21 protein-coding genes and 4 tRNA genes are annotated in these 25,126 nt (G+C 43.4%); 11 read left to right on the top strand and 14 right to left on the bottom strand.

The window, feature by feature from the left end:
* Positions 1 to 29: 29 nt before the first annotated feature.
* Positions 30 to 542: a GNAT family N-acetyltransferase gene (locus tag JFC08_RS11235; RefSeq protein ID WP_198330755.1), complete on the bottom strand. Its 513-nt coding sequence runs from the start codon at positions 540 to 542 to the stop codon at positions 30 to 32.
* Between the two features lie 218 nt (positions 543 to 760).
* On the opposite strand from JFC08_RS11235, the gene proC reads away from it, so the two are divergent.
* Both proC and JFC08_RS11245 read left to right on the top strand, forming a co-directional pair.
* The gene (gene proC / locus JFC08_RS11240; protein WP_198330756.1) at positions 761 to 1,594 is read left to right on the top strand and encodes a pyrroline-5-carboxylate reductase; all 834 of its coding nucleotides are present in this window, start codon (positions 761 to 763) and stop codon (positions 1,592 to 1,594) included.
* A gap of 139 nt (positions 1,595 to 1,733) precedes the next feature.
* The gene (locus JFC08_RS11245; protein ID WP_087814728.1) at positions 1,734 to 2,303 is read left to right on the top strand and encodes a YggT family protein; all 570 of its coding nucleotides are present in this window, start codon (positions 1,734 to 1,736) and stop codon (positions 2,301 to 2,303) included.
* A gap of 102 nt (positions 2,304 to 2,405) precedes the next feature.
* Here JFC08_RS11245 and JFC08_RS11250 read toward each other — a convergent pair whose 3' ends face one another.
* Positions 2,406 to 3,212 carry a hydroxymethylpyrimidine/phosphomethylpyrimidine kinase gene (locus tag JFC08_RS11250; RefSeq protein WP_198330757.1) on the bottom strand — a complete coding sequence of 269 codons (807 nt, stop codon included), beginning with the start codon at positions 3,210 to 3,212 and terminating at the stop codon, positions 2,406 to 2,408.
* A gap of 356 nt (positions 3,213 to 3,568) precedes the next feature.
* On the opposite strand from JFC08_RS11250, the gene JFC08_RS11255 reads away from it, so the two are divergent.
* From JFC08_RS11255 to JFC08_RS11265, 3 genes are all read left to right on the top strand, one after another.
* Positions 3,569 to 3,658 (top strand) — tRNA-Ser (locus JFC08_RS11255).
* 187 nt (positions 3,659 to 3,845) lie between these two features.
* Positions 3,846 to 3,922 (top strand) — tRNA-Arg (locus JFC08_RS11260).
* Between the two features lie 228 nt (positions 3,923 to 4,150).
* Positions 4,151 to 4,804 carry an RDD family protein gene (locus tag JFC08_RS11265; protein WP_198330758.1) on the top strand — a complete coding sequence of 218 codons (654 nt, stop codon included), beginning with the start codon at positions 4,151 to 4,153 and terminating at the stop codon, positions 4,802 to 4,804.
* 62 nt (positions 4,805 to 4,866) lie between these two features.
* Here the strand turns inward: JFC08_RS11265 and JFC08_RS11270 are convergent, their stop codons facing one another.
* From JFC08_RS11270 to JFC08_RS11315, 10 genes are all read right to left on the bottom strand, one after another.
* Complete coding sequence (locus JFC08_RS11270) at positions 4,867 to 5,847, bottom strand: calcium/sodium antiporter (RefSeq protein ID WP_198330759.1); 981 nt, start codon at positions 5,845 to 5,847, stop codon at positions 4,867 to 4,869.
* 294 nt (positions 5,848 to 6,141) lie between these two features.
* The gene (panD, locus tag JFC08_RS11275; RefSeq protein ID WP_045443274.1) at positions 6,142 to 6,522 is read right to left on the bottom strand and encodes an aspartate 1-decarboxylase; all 381 of its coding nucleotides are present in this window, start codon (positions 6,520 to 6,522) and stop codon (positions 6,142 to 6,144) included.
* A gap of 100 nt (positions 6,523 to 6,622) precedes the next feature.
* Positions 6,623 to 7,204, bottom strand: coding sequence for an aminoacyl-tRNA hydrolase (pth, locus tag JFC08_RS11280; protein ID WP_198330760.1), 582 nt, complete (start codon positions 7,202 to 7,204; stop codon positions 6,623 to 6,625).
* Between the two features lie 196 nt (positions 7,205 to 7,400).
* Positions 7,401 to 8,075, bottom strand: a complete 675-nt coding sequence (locus tag JFC08_RS11285) for a 50S ribosomal protein L25/general stress protein Ctc (RefSeq protein ID WP_045443278.1) — start codon at positions 8,073 to 8,075, stop codon at positions 7,401 to 7,403.
* Positions 8,076 to 8,497: 422 nt separating this feature from the next.
* On the bottom strand, positions 8,498 to 9,445 hold the full coding sequence (locus JFC08_RS11290; protein ID WP_045452669.1) for a ribose-phosphate pyrophosphokinase: 948 nt from the start codon (positions 9,443 to 9,445) through the stop codon (positions 8,498 to 8,500).
* A 110-nt stretch (positions 9,446 to 9,555) separates the two neighbouring features.
* Positions 9,556 to 9,631: transfer RNA gene (locus tag JFC08_RS11295), tRNA-Gln, on the bottom strand.
* Positions 9,632 to 9,874: 243 nt separating this feature from the next.
* Positions 9,875 to 9,950, bottom strand: a tRNA-Gln gene (locus JFC08_RS11300).
* A 165-nt stretch (positions 9,951 to 10,115) separates the two neighbouring features.
* On the bottom strand, positions 10,116 to 11,078 hold the full coding sequence (gene ispE / locus JFC08_RS11305) for a 4-(cytidine 5'-diphospho)-2-C-methyl-D-erythritol kinase (protein WP_198330761.1): 963 nt from the start codon (positions 11,076 to 11,078) through the stop codon (positions 10,116 to 10,118).
* Positions 11,079 to 11,144: 66 nt separating this feature from the next.
* The gene (gene lolB / locus JFC08_RS11310) at positions 11,145 to 11,777 is read right to left on the bottom strand and encodes a lipoprotein insertase outer membrane protein LolB (RefSeq protein ID WP_055123583.1); all 633 of its coding nucleotides are present in this window, start codon (positions 11,775 to 11,777) and stop codon (positions 11,145 to 11,147) included.
* A gap of 156 nt (positions 11,778 to 11,933) precedes the next feature.
* Entirely contained in the window at positions 11,934 to 13,883 is a 1,950-nt protein-coding gene (locus tag JFC08_RS11315; protein WP_198330762.1) for a tetratricopeptide repeat protein, read from the bottom strand.
* A 551-nt stretch (positions 13,884 to 14,434) separates the two neighbouring features.
* Between JFC08_RS11315 and hemA the strand changes: the two genes are divergently transcribed.
* The 4 genes from hemA to JFC08_RS11335 all read left to right on the top strand — a co-directional run bounded on the left by hemA (position 14,435) and on the right by JFC08_RS11335 (position 18,706).
* On the top strand, positions 14,435 to 15,790 hold the full coding sequence (gene hemA / locus JFC08_RS11320; RefSeq protein ID WP_198330763.1) for a glutamyl-tRNA reductase: 1,356 nt from the start codon (positions 14,435 to 14,437) through the stop codon (positions 15,788 to 15,790).
* Between the two features lie 665 nt (positions 15,791 to 16,455).
* A complete protein-coding gene (locus JFC08_RS11325) occupies positions 16,456 to 17,589 on the top strand; it encodes an aminotransferase class V-fold PLP-dependent enzyme (protein WP_060490277.1) in 1,134 nt (377 codons plus the stop codon).
* Positions 17,590 to 17,750: 161 nt separating this feature from the next.
* Positions 17,751 to 18,188, top strand: coding sequence for a YeeE/YedE family protein (locus tag JFC08_RS11330; protein WP_193216838.1), 438 nt, complete (start codon positions 17,751 to 17,753; stop codon positions 18,186 to 18,188).
* Between the two features lie 98 nt (positions 18,189 to 18,286).
* On the top strand, positions 18,287 to 18,706 hold the full coding sequence (locus tag JFC08_RS11335; RefSeq protein WP_193216839.1) for a DUF6691 family protein: 420 nt from the start codon (positions 18,287 to 18,289) through the stop codon (positions 18,704 to 18,706).
* 127 nt (positions 18,707 to 18,833) lie between these two features.
* Here the strand turns inward: JFC08_RS11335 and JFC08_RS11340 are convergent, their stop codons facing one another.
* Complete coding sequence (locus tag JFC08_RS11340; protein WP_198330764.1) at positions 18,834 to 20,498, bottom strand: AMP-binding protein; 1,665 nt, start codon at positions 20,496 to 20,498, stop codon at positions 18,834 to 18,836.
* Positions 20,499 to 20,931: 433 nt separating this feature from the next.
* On the opposite strand from JFC08_RS11340, the gene JFC08_RS11345 reads away from it, so the two are divergent.
* Positions 20,932 to 23,067: an NADPH-dependent 2,4-dienoyl-CoA reductase gene (locus tag JFC08_RS11345; RefSeq protein ID WP_198330765.1), complete on the top strand. Its 2,136-nt coding sequence runs from the start codon at positions 20,932 to 20,934 to the stop codon at positions 23,065 to 23,067.
* Positions 23,068 to 23,212: 145 nt separating this feature from the next.
* On the top strand, positions 23,213 to 23,923 hold the full coding sequence (locus JFC08_RS11350) for a hypothetical protein (RefSeq protein ID WP_198330766.1): 711 nt from the start codon (positions 23,213 to 23,215) through the stop codon (positions 23,921 to 23,923).
* 294 nt (positions 23,924 to 24,217) lie between these two features.
* Here JFC08_RS11350 and JFC08_RS11355 read toward each other — a convergent pair whose 3' ends face one another.
* Positions 24,218 to 25,093 (bottom strand): tetratricopeptide repeat protein, encoded by an 876-nt coding sequence (locus tag JFC08_RS11355; protein ID WP_198330767.1) that lies wholly within the window; start codon positions 25,091 to 25,093, stop codon positions 24,218 to 24,220.
* Positions 25,094 to 25,126: the final 33 nt, after the last annotated feature.

Here is a 25,126-nt window from a genome sequence, read left to right on the forward strand (position 1 = left end):
GATCTAAATCTTTGGGAAGGTCAGGTTATCTAGGACATTAGGTCAACAAGTTTTCTAACCATTTTGATATCTATTATTTGCGTGCTTTTGTAGCATTCTTCACTCTTTTCGCCATTAGCTACAAAGCCAAATTTTTGATAGAAATCAATAGCAGCCACATTATTTTCTAATACCCATAAATAAAAATGGGCATGGATATGAGATTCTAAGAGAGCTTTCAATGATACTGTCATTAATTGAGTGCCTATACCCAATCCTTGGTAGTCGGGCAAAACATACAACGTGGTAATTTCATAATTTTTATTATTAACGAAGTAGCCAATAAACCCCAAATTATGATGATGAGCATCATATGCTATCCAGACAATAACATCAGGATGCGCCATTAACTCCTGCCACATTTTTGTCTTATTACATAAGTTGTTTTTATCATTGATATAGGACACTGGTAGCAAATCTAAATAGGCTACATGCCAACTTTTGAAGTGAATGTTAGCAATGTCTGCATAATCCTCTGGGTTAGCTTTACGAATGAAAAACATATTACTCTCCGTCACTGATTTTACATAATGCCCTTGTTAATTTAACCGTTTGGTTGTGCAATAGTCCATGGTAATTAAGTGGTTCAACGGAGCTTACAGCCGGGCTAGATGCCGTCAATTTATCAAACGATGCCAGTAGCAGTATGGTAAACTGAGTGTCATTTTACCTATCATTATGTTAGTTTGAGTACCTTTGGATTGTTGAATAGGAGACATGTATGTCAGTATTAGATAATAAGAAAATCAGCTTTATCGGTGGCGGTAATATGGCGCAGGCTTTGATTAGCGGGCTTGTCAGCTGCGGTGTCAAGCCGAGTTTAATTACCGTTGCTGATCCTAGTAGTGAGGCGCGTGAGCAATTGGCTGCTAAAGGATTGAACACGGTTGATCCAACTGCTGATGCAAAAGCTGCCGTTATCGATGCTGACATTGTGGTGCTGGCGGTCAAACCGCAAGTGATGAAAGCGGTAGTCAGTAGCTTTGCGGATATCTTAAACAAGCAGCTGGTGATTTCAGTGGCAGCAGGTTTGTCAACTGAGCTTCTATCTGACATGTTGGGTGGCTATGACAATATCGTCCGCGCGATGCCAAATACCCCTGCAATGATTCAAATGGGCGCAACGGGTCTGTACGGTACTGATAATATTTCTGCTGAACAAAAGCAGTTAGCAACGGCGGTGATGGAAGCATCAGGTTTGGTCATGTGGGTCGATAATGAAGAACACATGCATGCGGTAACCGCCGTATCAGGGTCAGCACCAGCGTATATGTTTTACTTCATTGAATCGATGGTCGATGGGGCAGTCGCTCTTGGGCTGGATAAAGAGCAGGCTTCAGCGCTCGCTATGCAAACCATGCTAGGCGCGGCAAAAATGGCGATGAATAGTGAGGATGCACCTGCTGAATTGCGTCGCAAGGTTACCTCTCCAAATGGGACAACCCAAGCCGCCGTTGAGTCAATGCAAGCCAATGATATCGGTGGTCAAATCGTTGAGGCTATGCAGGCCTGCTATGACCGTAGCCAAGCCTTGAGTGAAGAGATGAGTAAATAATCATCCCTATATCAGGCGCGTTATTTGCTACAAGCGCATGACGCGCCTGAGCGTTAATACTAAGCACCAATACCAAGTACCTAGTAATGACAGTCGTCATCCCAAAACCTGTTAATAATGTCACATTGAGTAGCACTTCATGAACAACATGTTATTTCAAATCTTTGATTTGGTCACCACCTTCGTCATGATGTTGGTGTTTATTCGCTTTATGCTGCAATTTGCAGGGATGGATGCCAGCAACCCCATGATTGCGCCTGCTTATAAAGCCACGCACATTGTCGATGTGTTTGGGCGTATTTTTCCAACCGTCGGGCAAGGGCGTATCAGTATTGCGGCTATCGTCCTGATGTTTTTGATTCGTTTGATCGATATCTCTGGAAAAGCAGCACTGACCCATAAAGGTATCGCTCCTGTACCGTTATTTTTCACTGGTACTATCAGCTTGGTATTAGACTTTTTACGTATGTGTCGCTATCTCGTCATTGGCTCCATCATTGTCAGCTGGATTGTGGTATTTACCCAATCTCAGCATCCGATTATTGGTATTATTGTCGATTTAGCGGAGCCAATCTTGGCACCATTTCGTCGAATCACGCCAAACTTGGGCATGATTGATTTATCACCAATGGTCGCCTTCATTGCTTTTATTTTGCTTGAGATGTTTATTGGTGGCTTTGCTGCGAGCTTCATGCCGATGTTGGGTTGAGCTGGATTAATGGTCACTTGAAAGCCGCTATCTAAAATTACCAATAGCTATCTAAAAAAGGGCGCTCTACGAGATATAGAGCGCCCTTTTTTTATTGCTTATTTAGAGGTTATGCTGAAAGTCTATAAAACGATTGGGTATTAATTGGGCTTGCTCATTATTAGGGTGCGGTGCATCAGCGGCTCGCAGCGTCTGGGTAATCCAGCTGTCTGCTGCTCTTACTGCATCGATAAGCGCATCACCCATTGCTAAGCGCCCAGCGATAAAGCTGGCAAGTGAACAGCCAGAGCCATGAAACTCGCCCGTTAAGCGCGGCAAGGTGCTTTTATGTACCATCTCACCCTTTATGTACAAATACTGCTCTATATCGCCACTATCAAAGTCGTGTGAGGTCTTTACCAATACAGCATAGGTGCCTTGGGCGCATAGTTTTTGCGCGCCAATATGTAAGTCTTGCTCACCGCTTAATGCGCGTAGCTCATGAGTATTCGGTGTGATGAGGGTCGCGTATGGTAACAGTTCCCTAAATGCGCTAACGAGCGTCTTTTCATCGCCCAAACTGCCACCACTATTGGCAACCAATACGGGATCTAATACAAATGGCGTATCAGCGGTGATAAGGCGCTCGGCAAAAAACTGAGTCAGCATAGCGATATTATCAGTCGTACCCAACATACCTGACTTAATAACTGCAACAGGCAAATCATCGAGCACTGCGGTGGCCTGATCCTTTACCAAACTTGCTGCACAAGCTTCAAAACCAAAGACTTGCTGCGAGTTTTGTATGGTAATAGCTGTACAAGCAATGGCAGCATGCGCACCTGCTTGACCGATGGCTTCAATATCCGCTTGTAATCCAGCGCCGCCTGAGGGGTCTAATCCTGAAAAACACAGTACCACTGGTCGCATAAAAATTCCTTTGACATAACCTAAAATGAGTAACAAATACTATAGACACCCACTGCTAAAAAAGCCATAGTAGGTGAGAGATGATACATAGACAATCCATCCATTAATCCATCAATTAACAACAACCCAGAGCGTGCTGACTAACTTAAACATCGTTTTTACTGGTTTTTATTGATATTTGAGCTGCTCAAGAGGCTATGAAACCCCATAAATAAATAAATATGATAAAAACTGCATTAAATTTGTAGACAGTGCTTGCAATTCGTTTTGGCTTTGCTATAATACTCGCCCACGGGATAAGACGTATTATCAGCAATAATACTATTTTTTAGAACTTAAAAAGTCTTACGTCGTTTGGTGAAGTGGGTGAGTGGCTGAAACCAGTTCCCTGCTAAGGAACCATACGTTTACGCGTATCGAGGGTTCGAATCCCTCCTTCACCTCCATTTATTCGGTTTTTAGTAGAGTAGTGACGCGATATAAAAGCGTTAATAATCTTCTGTTTTATTAAAGCAAAAAATAATTTGATTTTAATAAAAAAAGATATTGACACAAGCGAAATTATCTATATAATAACCAACCTAATTTGCTGCAATTGTTTCTTAACAACGCAGTAAATGATGTGCAAAGTACGCGCTTGTAGCTCAGTTGGATAGAGCACTTGGCTACGAACTAAGGGGTCGGGAGTTCGAATCTCTCCAAGCGCACCATTTGCATCATCACTTCTTTAACCCAGTTAAAGAAACCTTAAAATAATCGCCTGTCTTATGACAATTTGGCGATTTTTTTATGTCTGCAATTTCTGTGTGATAGTCTTATGAGCTGATGAGTCATACGACATGGTTATATGACTTACGGCATCTTAGGATAATGTACGATAAGACAGTGAATTACGGTACAATAGAGTCATTATTCACTGCTTGCTATGAGCTTGTACCATGTCAAAGAGTTTACCTAAACGACCTACCAAATCTGCTGCTAAAACTAAAGCCTCAGCACACTATGCCTCTGACGTTGAAGAGCTAACGATTGCTAAACCTGGCACTCGTATGGCAGCCATTCTTTATGATGGCATGTTAATTTTAGCGTTGTTGTTTTTGGTCGGTACCCTGCTAACCGTGATTGGTACATTGCTGACCATGAATACCGGTACAGACTCTTCTCAAGCGCAGTCGCTGCCAACGTGGTATCAAAACGTGATTATGACGCCGTCTTTTATACTGACGTTAGTCGGATTCTATGGGATATTTTGGCGTCGTGGTGGGCAGACATTAGGTATGCAAACTTGGCGGTTGAAGACGGTCAATAGTAATGGTCATTTGCTAACGTGGGGACAGTCATTTAAGCGGATTTTAGCGGCCAGTATCATGCCACTTATATTTGGTATCATTGGTAGTGTCATCGATGGCTCGCGTGCTGTTTTATTGACCAGTGCCTTTTTGGGCTTTGTCTTTAACTATGCTTTTTGCCTCTTTAACCCACGTGGTCTCGCAGTGCAAGATATGCTATCGAATACCATTACCTTAAAAATGCCAAAAACAGAGAATGAAGGACTATGGCGGGTGATTAGAAATCGCAAGCAAGGAAAATAAACCCCATTATCATCGCCATAGTCTGTTCATGCATTTTTAGGTCTGTTAATACACTTTAAGCGTTACAGGTTGACGGTTTGTATCAGCCATAAAGTATAGCCGACAAAGAATAAGACCAAAGTCGACCCAGAAGTGCGACCGAATGGACGCTTACTCATAAAGGCAAACCCGCACAATACCAAGAGTAACAAGGTGACCAATCCCATCGCCACTATATCGCGCGATAAGATAATTGGACTGACTGTGATTGGCGCTATAAGCGCTGCGAGACCAACAACGCCCAAGGTGTTAAATATATTAGAGCCAATAATATTACCCAGTGCCATGTCGTGTTCGCCTTTACGGGCGGCTGATAGGCTCGATACCAGCTCAGGTAACGATGTCCCCACAGCAACAATCGTCAATCCAATCACCAGTTCGCTCACGCCCCACAGCGTTGCCAATTCTACTGCACCCCAAACTATAGCTCGTGAGCTAATGACCAGTAAAAGCATGCCGATAACTAAGCTGATGAGTCCCCGTGTTAGGGTTTGCTCGATATGTTCAGCATCGATGCTTTCTGCTATGGGTTCTCCTTCGTGCTCATGGTTGCCTTCACGTAAGCTTAGTACAATCTGAATGCCTAAAGTCACGACCAGCAGCGCTATCAACACAATCGCATCTGCTTGGTCTAATTGCCCATCACGCAGCTGCCATGCGGCGACCATAGTAATCAATACTAATAGAGGTAAATCACGCTTGATGATGCCCTTACGAATGATAATAGGACTAATCAATACGGTTGCACCCAATACCAGCGCAATATTGATGATGTTTGAGCCATAAGCGTTGCCTAATGCCAAATCAGGGCTGCCTTCTAGTGCCGCCAATACTGACACGACCATCTCAGGGGCGGATGTACCCACACCCAAAATCAACACACCGATTAAGAAACTAGGGACGTTGAATTTTTTTGCTAAGGCAGTGGCGCCATCAACAAAAAGGTCTGCACTCCAAACAAGAATAGCTAGTCCGATCAATACTGCAATAACTGCCAACCACATCAGTCTGTTTCCTTATTAGTGTTAATACCAAACCTAAAAATACGCTTAGCCGTGTCAAATTCATTTAGCTTAAAAACATAGCGCTGACATTTATTTTTCTGACGACTTCATCTTTTAAGAGTGGTATAAAATGTGAATTTGCCATATAAAAATGGCATAAAAAAAGCTGAATCAGAATGGAGATTCAGCTCTCATATTAGCATAGCGGTTTTGGTTGGATAATAAGAATAACTTCAACAGCTTAGTCGATTATTTATCCTTGCTTTATCCAAAAATCTTCGGTGTTCCGGTGCTTTAAGCCACTTGTACCGGAATGATGTTTGCCGTGTCTTTTACGGTGTTGTCTTCATTGCAATACACCAGTTTTGGCTGGTAGGTTGCCGCTTCTACTTCATCAAAATGAGCATAGGCACAGATGATAACGATATCGCCTAAATCTGCCATGTGAGCCGCCGCACCATTTAGCGAGATGATACCAGAACCCGCTTCAGCGCGGATAGCGTAGGTGCGAAAGCGCTTACCATTGGTCACATTGTAGATATCGATAGACTCATTTTCGCGCAGACCAGCAAGATCCAATAAATCACCATCGATACCGCATGAGCCTTCGTAATGAAGTTCGGCATGGGTGACGCGAGCACGGTGTAATTTGCATTTAAGCATATTAAGTAGCATAGGTTGCTTCCTTAGCGTAACTGAGATTAATGATTCAAATCAAAAGGTTAATGGGGGATAACTTGCTAAAATAAAAGGCTATTATGGTTAAAGCATGATTTTATTCCGGCAGCTTGAAGCCATTAATTTGTGAACGTGCTTTTTCAATATCGCCATTTAGTAATAATGGTAGCGCTTCAAATGCTGCTGTCAGAGCGCTATCAATGGCAATCTGTTCATCGGGCGCAGCTTTTGAGAGCACATGACCACTAACTTTAGACTTATGACCAGGATGACCAATACCAATACGCAAACGATGGAAGTCGTTGCCGATATGAGGGGTGATATCACGCAGACCATTATGACCGCCATGACCACCATTCGTCTTAAGTTTGATACTGCCAGCTGGAATATCGAGCTCATCATGAGCAATCAGTAACTCATCATTTTCAATGCCATAAAACTTCACCATCGGCACCACTGACTGACCAGACTTATTCATAAAGGTGAGCGGCATCAATAGACGTACGTCATGCCCATGAATCTGCCCACGTCCTGTTACTCCATGAAATTTTTTATCATGAGAGAGGGTAATGTTGAACTGCTGAGCCAAGTGATGGACAAACCAAAACCCTGCATTATGACGTGTAAACATATACTGCTGACCAGGATTACCAAGACCGACAATAAGCTTTATGGCCATAAAAACACCCTGCTTAAATTGAATAAATGAGGCATAAGGTTTGTGATTATGCTATTTATTCATAGCATATCTGTTATTTTTCAAACCTTACTTACAAAAACAGCAGGAGATATTTATCACCTGCTGTTTTTTGACTAAACAAACCTTGTATTACATAGCAGACGCTAGATTGCGTGCTCTATGTAACGGTGGTTTATTATTCGCCGTCTTTGTCTTCAGTACCTTGCTCAGTAGCAGGTACGTCAGCAGCATCAACTTCTTCAGCGTCTGCGTCAACTTCTTCAACCGTTGGTGGCTGCATGTTAACGATAGTACGGTCGTGAGCATCTTCCATGTCAAGATCAAAGATGATAACGCCTTCAGGTAGTTTGATGTCTGATAGACGGAATAGATCACCGATTTCCATGCCTGATACGTCAATTTCTAGGTATTCAGGTAATTGTGATGGTAGGCAAACGATTTCGATATCAGATACTAGCGTTGATAGAACACCACCAGCTTTAGTACCAGGCGCTTCTTCACGACCAGCAAAATGCACAGGAACGTTCATGTTGATTTTCTGACCTTTCACAACGCGCTGGAAATCAGCATGCATTGGGAAGCCTTTAGCTGGATGGCGTTGCAAGTCTTTGATAACCGCTTGATGCTCTACGCCATCAACATTGATTGTCAAAATGTGTGAGAAGAACGCTTCGAATTCAAGTGACTTTACTAGCTCGTTGATCTTGATTGAGATAGACGTTGGCTCTTCGTTACCACCATAGATGATAGCAGGAACTAGATTCTGCTTACGTAGGCGGCGGCTCGCACCTTTACCTTGTTGCTCAGCAGAACGATCAACAGCGTTTAGTTCAAAATGATTAATGCTCATGGATATAATCCTATAAAAAGAATGATGAAGTGTCTGGTCATAAAAAAGTGGATTTGCGACCAATCCACTAATACGTGATGATAGCCAACATTTATGATTGCTAACAAAATTCACAATTGCTAAATGTAGCCATTTGCTCATCATAACGATTTTTTGGATAGTCATTATCATGACAATCGTTACTTTTGGGCATGATCAGCACTTTTGAGAATGCCAACCTAATTAAATCGAACAAATGGTTGGCACAGGCGCGCATTATACGTGATTTTGTAGTAATAATAAAGACCTACGCAAAATGACTGTGCAACACCAATAGGCAAAAAAAGCGTCAAGTAAAGATACTTGACGCTTTTTTTTAAACTTAAGCAGTGTTTTATAACGAGCATTGCCAACAGAAAGTAGAGCGAGTGCTCATTAAAAGTCTAAGCGTCAAACATGGCGCTGATAGATTCTTCGTTATTGATACGGCGTAAGCTTTCAGCAAGCATCGGTGCGATACTCACTTGGCGGATTTTGCTACAGGCTTTTGCCGCTTCAGACAATGGAATCGTATCGGTAACAACGACTTCGTCTAGCGCAGATTCGCTGATATTTTGTAGTGCGTTGCCTGATAGGACAGGGTGCGTAATATAAGCCAATACGCGACGTGCACCGTTTGCTTTCAATGCTTCAGCTGCTTTACATAGCGTACCTGCGGTATCAACCATGTCATCAACGATGACGCAATCACGATCACGCACGTCACCGATGATGTGCATGACTTGCGACTCATTGGCACGGGCACGGCGTTTATCGATAATCGCCATGTCAGTATCGCCCAACTGTTTAGCCATAGCACGCGCACGCACCACGCCGCCCACATCAGGTGAAACAACCATGATGTTGTCGTAATCTTGTTTTTGTAGGTCGTTAAGCAATACAGGCGTGCCGTAGATATTGTCTACAGGAATGTCAAAGAAGCCTTGAATCTGATCTGAGTGCAAATCAACCGTCATCACGCGATCGATACTGACGATGTTTAGCATGTCAGCGACGACTTTAGCAGAGATAGGTACACGAGCTGAACGAGGGCGACGGTCTTGACGGGCATAACCGAAGTAGGGCATGACTGCTGTGATGCGACCCGCACTAGAGCGACGCAAAGCGTCCGCCATCATCATGATTTCCATCAAATTGTCATTGGTTGGTGCACAAGTTGGCTGCATGATAAACACGTCTTTACCGCGCACGTGTTCTTTGATTTCTACGGCGATTTCGCCATCAGAAAAACGCGTGATATCAGCTTTACCAAGAGGTATATGGAGATGATCGGCTACGGTTTTTGCTAATTCAGGGTGGGCATTACCCGTAAAAATCGCCAAATAAGGCATGACAGAAGTCCTATTGATTGACTCAAGCAGCGACCGCTAAGCAGTGTCAAACTGCTCAAATTCAGAAAAGAGTGGTGAAAAGTTTTGATGACTACTATTACAGTAAAAAATGGCAGGGGTAGCTGGACTCGAACCAACGGATGTCAGGATCAAAACCTGATGCCTTACCAACTTGGCTATACCCCTGTAATGTCTAGGCTGTGTACGTCGATATCTAAAAGCAACTTTTAATAAAAGTCATTGTTAGAATAGCGTCACGACCTGTTCGCTATATTATAAACGGATAAACCATTTAAAACATAACTTTCCCTAGCGGTGTCCATTGCGAACTATACCGAAACTGGGATAACGTTGTCAATGTCAATAAGATAAGCGGCTATTTATAAACCACCTATGATCACTGCATATTAAACGCTTCGTACTAAAAAATGGCAGGGGTAGCTGGACTCGAACCAACGGATGTCAGGATCAAAACCTGATGCCTTACCAACTTGGCTATACCCCTATTGAGGCGACCTATTATAATTAAATTTTCAGAATTTGCAAGTCATTTGCGCCTTTTTATGGCGTTTATTGAAAAATAGGTCAAAAACAACGAATATCGGGTCAATAAAACGCTTTACGTTGTATTTATAATCATTTTATTTGCACACTGCAGCTCAAACCTAACTCATAGATTACGAACTAAATAGGCAGAACAAGGCGCCTCTTCAATCCACTTTGCTAAAAGTGCTTTGTCAGTAGCCACGCTTGCATCCAAAGGCAAGAACACCGCGCTACCAGAGCCCGTCATTCGTGCTGTGCCGAGTGCTTGCGCCTCTAACCCTTGTAAGTAACGTAATGCTTCGCTGACGGCAGGAGCAAGACTGGTTACCACTGGCGTAAAGACATTTTGATAGGGCGTGGTCAGAGTTTGTACATAGTCGGCTTGTTTATTTTTAATTGTCTCAACCGATAGCACAGCGATATCACGTTGTAATTTAGGATGCGCGAACAGCTGGGCAGTATTAACGTGAGCATTGGGCGTCAATACTAAATATTGCTGGTCGGGCAACTTGATTGCGGTCAGTTTCTCGCCAATACCCATCGCAATCGCATCTTGCCCAAAGATAAAAATCGGCACATCTGCGCCAATAGTGGCAGCAATTTTTATAAGCGTATCTTGATCAAAATTAAGCTGCCAAATTTCATTAAGTGTCATCAATGTCGTTGCGGCATTGGATGAGCCGCCACCCAAGCCTGCACCCATCGGCAAATGCTTATCTAAAGCGATATGCACCTGTGCTAACTGCTCAGGTAGAGTATTTGATTGTATGGCAGACGCTATCAATGCACGCGCTGCTTTAAAAATTAAGTTGTCTTCTATATCGGCAGTTATAGTCTCTGCACCAGCCAATATTATAAGTTGGTGACAGAGCTCATTGGCATCTAAGGCATTATCTACCGTAGAAATCACCACATCATCCGTGACTGAAAAATGCAAATAATCGCCCCAATCGAGCAAGCGAAAAACGGTTTGTAAATTATGATAGCCGTCAGCCCGTTTGCCAGTAATGTGCAAAAACAAGTTGATTTTTGCTGGCGATAAGCGAGAAATAGAAGAAGCAGGCAACACAGCTAAGTTCTTAATCATAAGTTTCAGTCATAAACGGCTATAGTAATCAATAATCAGCAATTTTCATCGTATTTACGTGACTAATCAATGATTGATCGTCATTACTACCTTATTGCCTTGTGGCAGTACGGCACTGATTTTATTTGGTAACTTGTCGGATCCTTTATAGGTGAAGCTTGCGGTCCATTCACCATTGACTGAGCTGATTAAACGATTTTGATCATCGAGCTGTGGTGCGCTATCGGAAGGCGCTGGGCGACCAGATATCCAATAGGGCATTTGTGAAATAGGCGCTTGCCACCCTGTGGCCTTTTTGAGCAAAGTCTCAGGATCATCAGCAGTTAAGGTACCTGTTTTTTCGCTGACTAAAGTGGCGGTTTGACCATTATACTCGATGTTGGTTTTACCAATGCCGAGCGCGCCGATCAGCTCAATGGCAAAGCGATCATTCTGCTGCCCCCATGCATAGAACGCACTGCCACCTTGAGTGCCTGTGGTGTCATTGGCGGGCATCGTTACACCGATTTTGCCAGTGATATTAAAGTTCTCAAGCTTTTGCGGTGGCTCAGCGTTTTGACCTTGTAAGGTCGCGCTGGGTTGGTTAGTAGCGTTGGCTGTTTTTAGTGATTGACAACCAGACGTGATGACGAGCGCGGTTGTCACGGCAGCGAATAGCGCCAATTTATTAGGCTTATTAGCATGGACCAATACTGACATGATGTTTCCTCAAAGATAGACAAATTTACGAAATCATTGTTTCGAAAATAGATTAGCTTAATGGTTGTATGTTACTCAGTTATGCGTGGCTGTTAGTATCTTATGAGTGCCTTGTAATCATAGCACGCAACGATTTATCCACTATAAAATGACGGGTCAGTAAAGCTGTATGCGGTCATTGATATTGTGTTGCCCAAATGAGAAGCGCTGCTGCAAGTCTGCGAGTAATGCCTCGACTTTTTCATTGTTGCCTAAACCTTGATAAGCGCGCAGCAGTAAGCTGCCAGAGCGCAAGGTAGGAAACACATCGTAAGGGGTTTGTAGGTAGTCGATGACTTGTTGGTAGTTCTCATTGGCCAATGCATTGCCAGCCAACACATTCAGCGCTTGCAGGTGCAGCTCATTGTCATAACGTGGGTCATCATAGCGAATTTGAATGATGGCGGTGGCCAATGCCAATCCTTGTTCCGAACTGCGTTCATTGGCTAGCAATAACTGCGCGTAACTGAGCTGGTAGGAGAGGTTGGTTGGGTCAAGTATTTGCAGATGATTGAGCAAGGTGCGCTTAACGATATAGTCGTCTTTGTCATCAAGGAGCTGGGCGCGTGCAAACAAGAGCATTTCATTATCAGGATACTTGCGAGCAGCTTTGGTTAGTAGGCGCAGGGCTTCTTCGGACTCATTTTGCTGCCATAAAATATCAGCTTGTAGCACAAAGGTATCTGGCGCAAAGACGTTGAAGTCTTTACGCAATTTTTCTAAAGTAGCAATCGCCGCATCCACATCATCGTTAAGCAATTCAAAAGCCACTACTTTTCTACGAGCCTCTAATACCAAGTCTTCTTGCATGACACCGTTGAGATAGTATTTGGCTTGGTCAAAGTGCTGCTGACGCTCGGCACTGATACCAAGATAATAATAAGCTTGATCAAGGTAAGCGGGGTTTTTTGCGAGCATATTGAGTAGCTCATCGGCACTGTTATATTCTTCGATGTCTAAGCTCACCAACGCAGCCAACAAAGTAATCTCGGCATCATCAGCAAAGCGACCATGGGCATCCAGCAATAATTGCCACGCTTCTTGGCTTTGCTTTAAGTCAAGCAAGTAGCGAATCTCGTACAGATAGAGACTTTTACTATCGGGGTTACGCAGGCGCGCTTGGCTCACATAATTGACGACGGTTTCAGCCGTGACGATTTTGCGCAGTATGTCTGCCTTTAGCGTAATAAAAGGTACATAGTCAGGCTGGCGTTCTAGCGCACGATTGATATGGACAATGGCAATCTCAGGCTCGTTAAATTGGTAAAGCAACCCTGCTTTCAATACCGACAATGAGGCATTCTGCTCGCTATCTAGTGGTTGCAAAGCGGCAAGTAATTCACGTTTGTCTTCATCATTGTTTGGATAGATACCGATAAGGATTTCGCTTAAGTCCGCTCTAGGGTCATAAAGCAAAATACGATTCAATGTTTCACCAGCTAACAGATAATCGTGTGCTCTCAGGGCCAAATGCGCCACATAGAACCAAGCAGGCACGTGATCTGGATTTTGGTCTTGCCATGACTTGGCAAATTGTAACGATTTCTCAACCCTTTCAGTGCGTAAAGAAAGGCTGAGCGCTCTTTCAAATACGGCAGTTGCATCTTCTTTAAATGCTTGCTGCTTATAGATGGTAATCGCTCGTTGTCTATCACCGCGATCTGCTGCAAATTCTGCATCAAGCAGCGCATACAGGCTAGGCTCTTTGAGCTCAGGTTGCCATAAGGTAGTTGGTGCTAGCCCATTAATATTGGCGACATTTTCTATTGGTTGTGTGTTGTTAGGAGCAATTGCTGGTAGCGTTGAGTGGCTATTATCAATGCCGTCGCTACTGACAGCCTTGTCGTTCTTATCAGCAATGGATAGTTTGGGTACATGGGCTTCGAGCGAGATATCAGGATGACTGGCATGAACAGAAGACGATCCTAAGCATAGGCAAAAGGCCAATGACAAGGTTAGCTTATAACGCTGGCACAGACGTTCGATAACCGCATGCAATAGAGCACGCAGATTAGATTGGTCGTCATGCGCAAGTTGTGATCGAAATAATGACCCAAAAAAAATCATAGATAACCGTATTCGCCCATTGTTCATCTATATCGATAAGACAATTTTATTTTAATCATTTCAAACTAACTATTGGTAACGAGTACCCATGCCTGACATTATAAAAGCAGATCGATGGGATAAACAATAGTGCCCGTGTTACTCCGTTATTAATAGCAGCCGCTCTACCAAATCTTTGCTAACAAAGTAGGATTGGCTGATAATTTGTATCGACGAGGTATTTCATTGGTTGTAAATCTTAGCCTAAATATTGTGAAAATATAACAAGTTAACGTCAAGTAAGCGAATGATTTCTATCCATTTCTATAAGTACTCGCTAAAACATAGATATTGGTTTTAACAATCGTATCGGTAGTTGATTTGTTACTCATGTGCCCAGATACAAGCAAATAGCTATCATCGATAGCTGAGTGTTAATTAAAGCTGGCAATAATGATATAATAAGCGGCTTTTAGAGTCTTCCTTTCAGCGCTGTCGTCTATAACTGTCTTTTAAAAATAATGAGATAGCGTGGGCTGGCAGGTGAGCGTCATGTTTATGGTCTATCAATAATGAGATTAGTGGTCATTGGGGTCAATCACAAAACTGCACCAGTCGCTCTAAGAGAGCGCTTGGCGCTTGTGGGTGACGATGTGAATATCGCTCTCAAACAATTAGAGGCCTTTACTGATGGCAGTGTGATTGTTTCTACTTGCAATCGTACTGAAATCTATGCGCTTGTGCCGCAGCTAGCAGAGCCGCAAGATGTTCCCTCTATTTCTTCTAATGGCGCGGTCGGTGCTCAGACATCTTCGGCGGCCATTAGTGCTCATATCTTAAAAATTAAAGCATGGCTTGCTGACTTTAAGCAGTTGTCACTGTCTGAGATTGATCCTTATCTTTATGTGCACCGTGACACTCACGCGCTGACCCATTGGCTTAGGGTCGCCGCAGGGCTTGACTCTATGATATTGGGTGAGCCGCAGATACTCGGTCAAATCAAACGCTCAGTACAGCTCGCGCAAGAACAAAAAGCGCTGAGTAATCAGCTTGGCTGGATTATCGATCAAGTATTTGCTGCCGCCAAACGCGTCCGTAATGAGACCCAAGTGGGTGCTCAAGCGGTATCGCTTAGCTATGCGGCCGCCAAATTAGTGACGCAAATATTTGATGATTTGCCCAGTCGCACATTGCTGGTGGTCGCGGCAGGCGAGATGAACCGTTTGGTTGCCACCCACATTGCTGGGCTTGGTGTAGGTCGCGTGATTATTTGCAACCGCAACCCTGAGCGCGCTGAAGCGCTGGCAGTGGAGCTGCGCCGCGCAGGTCACTTGGTAGAAGTCAGACCTTTGCAAGAGTTACCACAAGTTTTAGCAGAAGCCGATATCGTTAGTAGCTGTAGCGGTAGTATGGATGTGTTGATCGATAAAACCATGACTTTGCGGGCGCTGAAACATCGTCGTTATCAGCCCATGTTGATGATTGACTTAGCCGTACCGCGCGATATTGACTCAACTATTAGTCGTATCGATGATGTTTATCTCTACTCTGTCGATGATTTACAACACGTGATCGCTGGCAATATCGAACAGCGTAGACAAGCAGCAGTTGATGCGGAACTGCTCGTTAGCCAATTAGTCGTTGAGATGGATCGCAGCTTTCAAGTGCGCCAAGTCGGTAAAGACATTCAGCAGTATCGCACGCATACGCAGGACCAAGTAGATAAACTCCTGCATGAATCTATTGCCAAGCTACAACAGGATAATGCCAGTCCTGAAGATATTATCATTGAGCTGTCACGCCGTTTGACGCAGACGCTAACCCACGCACCATCGAAGCTTATGCGTAAGGCTGCCCGTGAAGGGGATAGTGAACTGCTAGACTTTGTGGTGTCTGGGCTGCAAGATGCTTATCGCGGACGTCGATAGTTATTATTGACTGATCAAAAAAACGTAAGTGGCGCAAACCTTATTATTGCGCAAACATATCGTTGTCAACCTGCATTATCAGTGCTAATATCAAGCTGTTATGAGTATATTAAGCGATGATAATCTTTTGTTGTACGCGAGCGGTTATTCTCCAAAAACCTTAGTGTATATGTTCTCGCTTGATGCCTATTCATCTCATCAGTTGTTAGTGACCATTATTAGCCTACCACCGCGTAGCCCCTATAGTGGCGCACCTGTTCTGTACGACTTTGTCTAAAATCAATAAAAACACGGCGTGCAAAACACAATCACCAACGGCAATAGCGCTAGGATAAAGTGCTATATCGTCAACCCTGCGTCATGCTCTCGACTATTACCCAATATTAATATTCAGTTAATACTACCCATAGTAGTATCTAGCTGCTATGCAATCTAACAACTATACTATTGGTCAGCAATGCTATTTGACAGCCATATTATTTAACAAAGACGTTATTTAACAACCATGTTATCTAATAGAAGCATTATTTGGCTAAGTTGGCGAACAGTAGGTTTCTAGATTGGTTAGCGTTATTAAGGCAGGTTGGTTTAAGAGAGTATCTGGATTTTGCTATAGCCAATGCTTGAGAAAATTAAACTATCTAACTATAAACTAGGAGCTTCCTATGACTGCATTACGTCAAGATATTGATCCAAACGGCTTATTAGAATACTCAGTGGTCTATACTGACCGCGCCTTAAACCACATGTCAAAAGTCTTTCAACAAGTGATGAATGACTTATCTAGCGACCTAAAATCTGTATATAACGCCGAAGCAGTGGTCATTGTACCCGGTGCTGGTACTTATGGAATGGAAGCCGTTGCGCGCCAATTGGCCAATGATGAAGATTGCCTCATTATTCGTAACGGTTGGTTTAGCTATCGCTGGACGCAAATTTTAGAAAAAGGCAAAATCGCCAAGTCGTCTACGGTATTGACGGCACATCGTGAAGAGGGTGAGTCACCAAAACCATTTGCCCCCGTTGATATCGATGAAGCCGTTGCTAAAATTAAAGCAGAGAAACCAGCAGTGGTCTTTGCGCCGCACGTCGAAACCTCATCGGGTATTATTTTATCATCAGACTATATCAAAGCGCTAAGCGCGGCTGTACATAGCGTTGGCGGTTTATTGGTCATTGATTGTATCGCTTCAGGTTGTGTGTGGTTGGACATGAAAGACTTGGGTATTGATGTTCTCATCAGCGCCCCGCAAAAAGGGTGGAGCAGCACTCCGTGTGCAGGCTTAGTCATGCTAAGCGCTGCGGCAATCGAAAAAGTAGACAATACAGAATCAGATAGCTTTAGCTTAGACTTAAAGCAGTGGTTAAATGTCATGCGTGCCTATGAAAATGGCGGTCACGCTTATCATGCCACCATGCCAACCGATAGCTTACGTCAATTCCGCGATACTATTTTAGAGTCAAAAGAGATTGGCTTTGATAAATTGCGTGATGCGCAGTGGCAATTGGGCAACCGTATTCGTGAAGTATTAGCCGCTAAAGGCATTGAAAGCGTTGCGGCGAAAGGTTTTGAAGCGCCAGGCGTCGTGGTTGCTTACACCGATCGCGATGATATGCATAAAGGCAGTGCGTTTGCCGAAACAGGCATGCAAATCGCTGCTGGTGTACCGCTAAAAGTTGGTGAGCCGGATAACTTTAAAACGTTCCGCTTAGGTTTATTTGGTCTAGATAAATTGACTGATGTAGACGGAGCGGTACAGCGTTTTGAAACTGCACTTGATGAAGTATTGGCGAAATAATATCTTTATCTCGTAAGATGTTCTTTAAGTAAAAAGAATACTGAGCCCTTGTAACGAGGGTTCAGTATTTTTTTACCTATTTATTATATTTTATAATATAATGTATTTATGTAAATCGATATTCAAAACTGTTTTGATAAAAATTGGCTTAGGTAAATATTATGAGTATACAAATAGATTGGCAGGCCTTTACGCCAATTTCCTTGGTAGGCGGTCTGATGCTAGGCGTTGCAACGGTCATCTTGCTATTGGGCATTGGTCGTATTGCGGGTATTAGTGGTATTTTCTCAAGTCTTCTTAAGCCCAAGCGCGTCGAGATGTGGCAGGTGTTATTCATACTTGGTCTTGTTATCTCGCCATTATTTTATGGTCTGGTAAAACCGTTGCCCGATATAGAGGTTAGTAGCTCTTTGCCACTGCTTATTGGGGCAGGATTACTGGTTGGTTTTGGGACACGTTTGGGTTCAGGTTGCACCAGTGGGCATGGTATCTGCGGTAATGCGCGACTGTCGCCACGTTCGATGGCGGCGACGGTGACCTTTATGTTGTTTGGTATTTTGACCGTTTATATTGGTCGTCATGTCTTGGGTTTGATTTAAAAACCACATAGACAGTACGTTGCGAAGATAGCGATGACTATTGTTTATATCGGATGGTTACAACCGCTTGGATTAACACATTAGGTGCGAGAAAAAACATGCTAAAAAATATAATTGGATTACTGGCAGGGTTATTATTTGGCTTTGGACTGCTGATATCAGGCATGACCGATCCTATTAAAGTACAAGGCTTTTTGGACGTCTTTGGTGCATGGGATATTTCTCTGGCACTGGTAATGGGTGGCGGTCTAATGGTGGCGATAGTTGGCGTGCAGTTGGCTAAGCGTCAAAAAACCAGTTGGATTGGGTCATCAATTGAGATGCCAACCAAAACCACCATTAATAAAAAACTGCTGATTGGCGCGATGCTATTCGGCATCGGTTGGGGTTTGGTTGGTATTTGCCCAGGACCTGGTATTGTGCTGCTCGGTACAGGACAGTGGCAGGCTTATGTCTTTATTCCTGCGATGATAGTCGGGATGTTGGTGTATCAGTGGCTAGAACCAAAGCTTAATTAACATTGGCTTGGTTCTTTTAGCGCAATAAAAGGGTCAGTCTAATTCAATTAGGCTGACCTTTTTTTATCAATGATGTTTCATTAATATTAACGATACTTCCGTATTATTAAGGCTTAATGATAAAGTCTTACTTAGCGCTAGCCGTTACTTTTGGCGTTTCGTGTGCTAATGATTTAGCCGCTTGACGCAGCTCAAATTTCTGCACTTTACCGGTGCTGGTTTTTGGAATTTCAGCAAAGATAATATATTTGGGCACTTTAAAACCCGCCAAATGCTGCTTGCAATGTTCTATCACATGGTCGCGCTGCAAGGTGCTGCCTTCATGAATTTCGATAAAGGCGACAGGTACTTCGCCCCATTTATCATGCGGCGCGGCGACGACCGCACAGCTTTGGATTTCTGGCATTTTATATAAGACGTTCTCGACTTCGATACTAGAGATGTTTTCGCCACCTGAAATGATAATGTCTTTAAGCCTGTCCATGATTTTTATATAGCCGTCAGGGTATTTAATGCCCAAATCACCAGTACGGAACCAACCGTCAGCAAAGGCTTCCTCGGTCGCTTTACGGCTTTTTAGATAACCTTTCATCACCATGTTACCGCGCAGTGCCAGTTCACCCATCTCTTCACCATCCGCGGCAACTGGCTCCGTGGTGCCTTCTTTAAATAGCTCAAAGCCTGTCATTAAATGTGACGTTACGCCCTGACGTGATTTCTTTTGCGCACGAGCAGCGATATCCAGCTCATCCCATTCTGCTTGTTCCGCGCAGACGGTGACTGGACCATAGACTTCGGTAAGACCGTAAACGTGCGAGATATGAAAGCCCATGGCTTCCATGGCGGCGAGCATGGTTTCAGACGGCGGCGCACCAGCGACCCAGCCTTTGACTTCATGATTGATGGCGTCTTTATATTCAGCTTTGCCGCCAGCAATCATATTGTGCACCACGGGTGCTGAGCAATAATGACTGACTTTATATTTGGCAATCAGCTGCAAAATCAAATCAGCGTCAATCTTGCGCAAGCAGACATTGACGCCCGCACGTTCGGCAATCGTCCAGGGAAAACACCAACCATTACAGTGAAATAATGGCAGCGTCCATAGATACATCGGGTGCTTGGGCATATCCCAATCTAAAATATTGGAGACGGCATTGAGTGTCGCACCGCGATGATGATAAACCACGCCTTTTGGCTTACCCGTCGTGCCAGAGGTATAATTGAGCGCGATAGCATCCCATTCATCGAGTGGCTTTTCCCAATTATCCAAACTGTCTGAGCTGGCGATTAATGCTTCGTAGCTCATTTGTCCAAAACGTTCAGTATCGAGCGCCGCATCTGTCGCATGAATCACGATGAGATTGGGAAATGCTTCGTCGATAATTTCAGCATGTTCAGCAAACTCGCTGTCTAGAATCAACACTTTGGCTTCTGAGTGTTGCAGACAAAAGGTCAGGGCGTTGATATCGAGGCGGGTGTTCAGTGTACAAAGTACGCCACCTGACATCGGTACGCCAAAAGCGCATTCGATCATCGCTGGGGTGTTTGGCATCATGACTGCAACTGTGTCATTTTTATCGATGCCTAATTTGCGCAGACCATCCGCCAATTGACGACAGCGATCATAAGTCTGTTGCCACGTTTGCGTTAGATTGTTATGTGTTAAATCGTCATAGATGATGGCAGTTTTATCGGGATAGACCTGAGCACTACGGATAATAAAGTCGATAGGGGTAAGCGGTTGATGGTTGGCAGCATTTTTGCCGAGACCTGTGTGGAAGTCTGTCATGGGGATAGTCCTTTATCTTGCTGTTATAATTCGGTGAATACGCTACAAACCTGCTATAAAGTCGGCTTCGTTATTTATCACTGTTTGATAAACCGTTAATATTTTTGCTGATCTTCCTTGTAGCAACCCGCCGATAGATGACTCACGGTAAATATTTGTTCGTCCATTATAGACAATGCTCTGTGAAAAGCGAGTATGTTTTTAGTGCTTGCTTATATTGGATCGCATGATCAATTAGTCTAATGCACATAGTGTTCACTCATCAGTCGCTTGTCTGCATAGCTGATGATAATGACGGTGTGTTACGATACCAGTGATGTTAAATCCTATCGCTTAACTATTTCTAAAAGCCTCATTTTTAAAAATCTTAACTTTTAAAAAGCCCAGCCAGCTTTAACAAGCATTTCCACAAACCATTCATAAGGAAAATGATATGTCCGCCAGCCGCACTGCCAATACCATCGAAACTGCTAGCACCAATGAACACTACCCACATTTATTTGAGCCGCTAGATTTAGGCTTTACGACGCTTAAAAACCGTATGGTCATGGGCTCAATGCACACAGGGCTTGAAGACCGTTTTTATAATTACGGCAAACTAGCGGCGTATTTTGCTGAACGTGCCAAAGGCGGCGTGGCGATGATGATTACGGGCGGTATTTCGCCCAATCGCGAAGGGTGGTTACTCCCTGCTGGTGGTACTATGAATAGCAAAGCGGACGTGATTAACCATCAGCGTGTGACTCGTGCAGCGCATAAATATGACAGCAAAATCATCATGCAAATTTTGCACAGTGGTCGTTACGGCTATCATCCGTTTGTCGTCTCTTCTAGTCCAATAAAATCACCAATTTCACCTTTTAAGCCGCGTAAGATGAGCATTAAAAACATCGAACAAACGGTAAAGGATTATGCCCGTTCGGCTAAACTTGCCAAGCAAGCGGGTTATGACGGTGTGGAAATCATGGGCTCAGAAGGTTATTTGCTCAATCAGTTTTTATCGCGTCATGTGAATCAACGTACCGACGAATACGGCGGTGATATTCAAGGTCGCATGAAGCTGGCGGTCGATGTCGTCAAAGCCGTTCGTGAAGCAACGGGTGAAGATTTTATTATCTTGTTCCGCTTATCAGTGATTGATTTGGTCAAAGACGGTAATGTCATGGACGAAGTTATCACCGTTGCCAAAGCGTTAGAAGAAGCGGGCGTGACCATCATGAATACGGGTATCGGCTGGCATGAAGCGCGTGTACCGACGATTGTCACCAGCGTACCGCGTGCCGCGTTTGTTGATTTCACTGCTGAAATTAAAAAGCACATTAGCATTCCCATGATGGCAGCCAACCGTATCAATATGCCAGACACCGCTGAGGAAATCGTGGCTAGTGGTCAGGCGGATATGATTCAAATGGCGCGTCCGTTCTTAGCCGATGCCCATTGGGTCAATAAAGCCAAAGATGGTCAGACAGATCGCATTAATACCTGTATTGCCTGTAACCAAGCCTGTCTTGACCATACCTTTGAAAACAAACGCTCGACTTGTCTGGTCAATCCACAAGCGTGTTATGAGACAGAATTGGTTTATAAGAAAACTAAAAAACCTAAAAAAGTCGCCGTCATCGGTGGTGGTGTCGCTGGTATGTCAGCGGCGCACGTTGCTGCCTTGCGTGGTCATGAGGTCACGTTATTTGAGGCAAAAGATATCTTAGGTGGACAGTTTAACTACGCCAAAGTTATCCCTGGTAAAGAAGAGTTCTTTGAAACCATTCGCTACTATATCAACGAGCTTGAGCATTTAGGCGTTGAGATTAAACTTAATACCAAAGTCGATAAAGCCATGCTTGAGAAAGCCAAATTCCACCATGTCATCGTCGCAACTGGTGTTGTCCCTAGAAGCCTAGCTGGCAAACTGGAAGGCGCGGATTTGCCACAAGTGATGAGCTATGCGGAATTACTCTCTGGTGAAAAATCAGTTGGTGATACGGTTGCCGTCATCGGTGCTGGCGGTATTGGCTTTGACGTCAGTGAATATCTGACCGCCAAACATGGTCAGCCGCTTGATGAGCTAGGTCCTGAACTTTTAAAAGATCCAAGCTATCGTCCAAAAGCGCAGTCTATTGAAGAGTGGCGTGAAGAGTGGGGCGTGACTAATGATACCAACTATCAAACTGAGGGTGGACTGATTAAGCCTGAAGCTATTAAACCTATCCGCCAAGTGTACTTGATGCAGCGCAGTAAAGGTCGCTTGGGCAGTGGGCTGAATAAAACCTCGGGCTGGGTACATCGTGCCCATGTCAAATCACACGGCGTCATCCAAGTATCAGGTGCTCAGTACGATAAGATCACCAATGAAGGCATTTGGATCACTAATAACCAAGGTCAAAGCCAGTTGCTACGTGTTGATAGCGTCGTGGTCTGTGCTGGTCAAGAGTCTGTGGTTGAGCTGATGCCAAATGTTGGTGATGCACCAGACGCCCAATATCATCTAATCGGTGGTGCTAAACTGGCCGCTGAACTGGATGCTAAACGTGCTATAAGAGATGGTGCTGAGGTTGCGGCAGCGATTTAGGGTTTAGTTCAGAAGTAATGAGAGCGGCAAGATAAGATTATCTTGCCGCTTTTTTTGTTAGATAATATAGACTTGCTCAGTGTATAGATGATCGTAAAAAGCTATAAGTATCTTTAAATTACTATTTGGATAAAGGCTAAGAGGTATGAGAAAGGAACACTTTCAATTTGGTGACGTAAATTTTAAATGGGGTGATAAGTTATCTGATATAAAAGCTCAGCTTCCTGAAAAAGATACGGTAACGCATTCTTATGAAGAAAGCTATATGCCTGAAACAGTCACTATAAAACTGTCTGAAATGTGGTCTCTTAAAGTTGCTTACTGTCATTTTAGTGCAGCAGATGATGACCGATTGATAGATTCAATATGGATCAACATCCCAGCACAACTATTTAATAGACAACCAGTGATTAAAAAGCTAATAGCATATTTAGGATCAGAGTCAAACTACTCCTCCGATAGCCATTACTGTAGTGGCAACGTAGTAGAACACTGTGAATGGATATTTGATAATTGTGTCATTGGCGTTAGCATGTATGGCGGCGTACGAGAGGAAGACGACGAAAGAATTATTGGCTGTTTATCTATATCATTAAGTGATGTAGAGCTTTTAGATTCATTGTATTCAAAGCCTATACGTGATGTAGAGTATAAAATGGCTGACGAGGTTGATATCAGCACTATCCAATCTTTTCAGACACAGCAAGCACAGAGTATGCGACGGTCAAAGGAAAGAGAAGAGTTTCCGAACCATCCTGCTGCTTTCGTCATCCGAGCATTCGATGGATTTCACAAAGAGGCACTGTTTCAAACGCCATTAGCGGTTCAATCAATCATAACTGAATCTGAAGTTTAATCTATGACAGGAGATTATTATTTATCGAACTATTGGCAAACTGTAAAACTAGAGAATAATATTTCATCTAAGTGGACTAATCTATTACCCACTAAATCTTTTGGTGTCTGCTATGTTTCGATAGGAGGTCTGCTAATTATTGACGAAGATAGTAGACCTGAGACAAAAGTATTTGTTGAGCATATTGAAAAAATAATTAAGTCTAAGATAGCGTATCACGAAACATATGACTGTTAGGTTACCTAAGTTAATATCTGGCTCATCATTATCATTGGCTCATGTTTTCAATATCACCTAATGTGAGACCAGTTTCTTGGGTGCTATAAAAACGATACCTTCATCGTCAATTTTACCATTCATGACCAATCTACCGATGCGATTGCTGGCTTCTTGATTGCCTTGGTCGGCGGCCTTTTTGTACCATTCAAAAGCTGTGTCATAGTCTTGAGGGACGCCATAGCCGTTTTCGTAGAGACCACCAATATTAAGTTGTGCCACATCTAACCCTTGGTCAGCCGCTTTGGCATACCACTCAAAAGCTTTGTCATAGTCTTGCGTCACACCATAACCGTATTCGTAAAAATTACCAATATTATTTTGAGCGTCAAAAGATCCATTGTTAGCTGCTAGTAGATACCACTGCATTGCTTTTTGATAATCTTGCTCAATACCAATACTCTCATGATACATAATTCCGAGATTGAATTGAGCATCAGTGTATCCTTGGTTAGCAGCTTGTTGAAACCATTCAAGTTTTTTTATCTCATCTTGTTCAACAGCAATACCTTCATGATACATAACTCCAAGATCGAATTGAGCATTAGCATATCCTTGGTTGGCGGCTTGTTCAATCCACTCAAATGCTTTTTGATAGTTTTGCTCTACGCCCAAACCTTCATAATACATAATACCTAGATAATGTTTAGCAGGTGCGTAGCCTTGATCAGTAGCTTTTTCAAATAGTTCAAAAGCTTTGTTGTCATCTTCAGGGACTGAGTCACCCTCATAATAGGCAAGGCCAAGATCATAGGTCTCAGCAGGAGTGCTTTGATTTGATAGTACTGGTGCGTTTGATGATTCAGCTGAACAAGCGGAAACGATTAATATATTTGATAATAAAGTAGCTAATAGTAAAGACTGAATGAGAGTAGTATTTTTTCTTTGATGCATTAAAACCTCGTTAGAAAATGCTATTGAACAGGC

Source organism: Psychrobacter cibarius (genome assembly GCF_016107535.1).
In the GTDB taxonomy this organism is placed as follows: Bacteria; Pseudomonadota; Gammaproteobacteria; order Pseudomonadales; family Moraxellaceae; genus Psychrobacter; species Psychrobacter cibarius.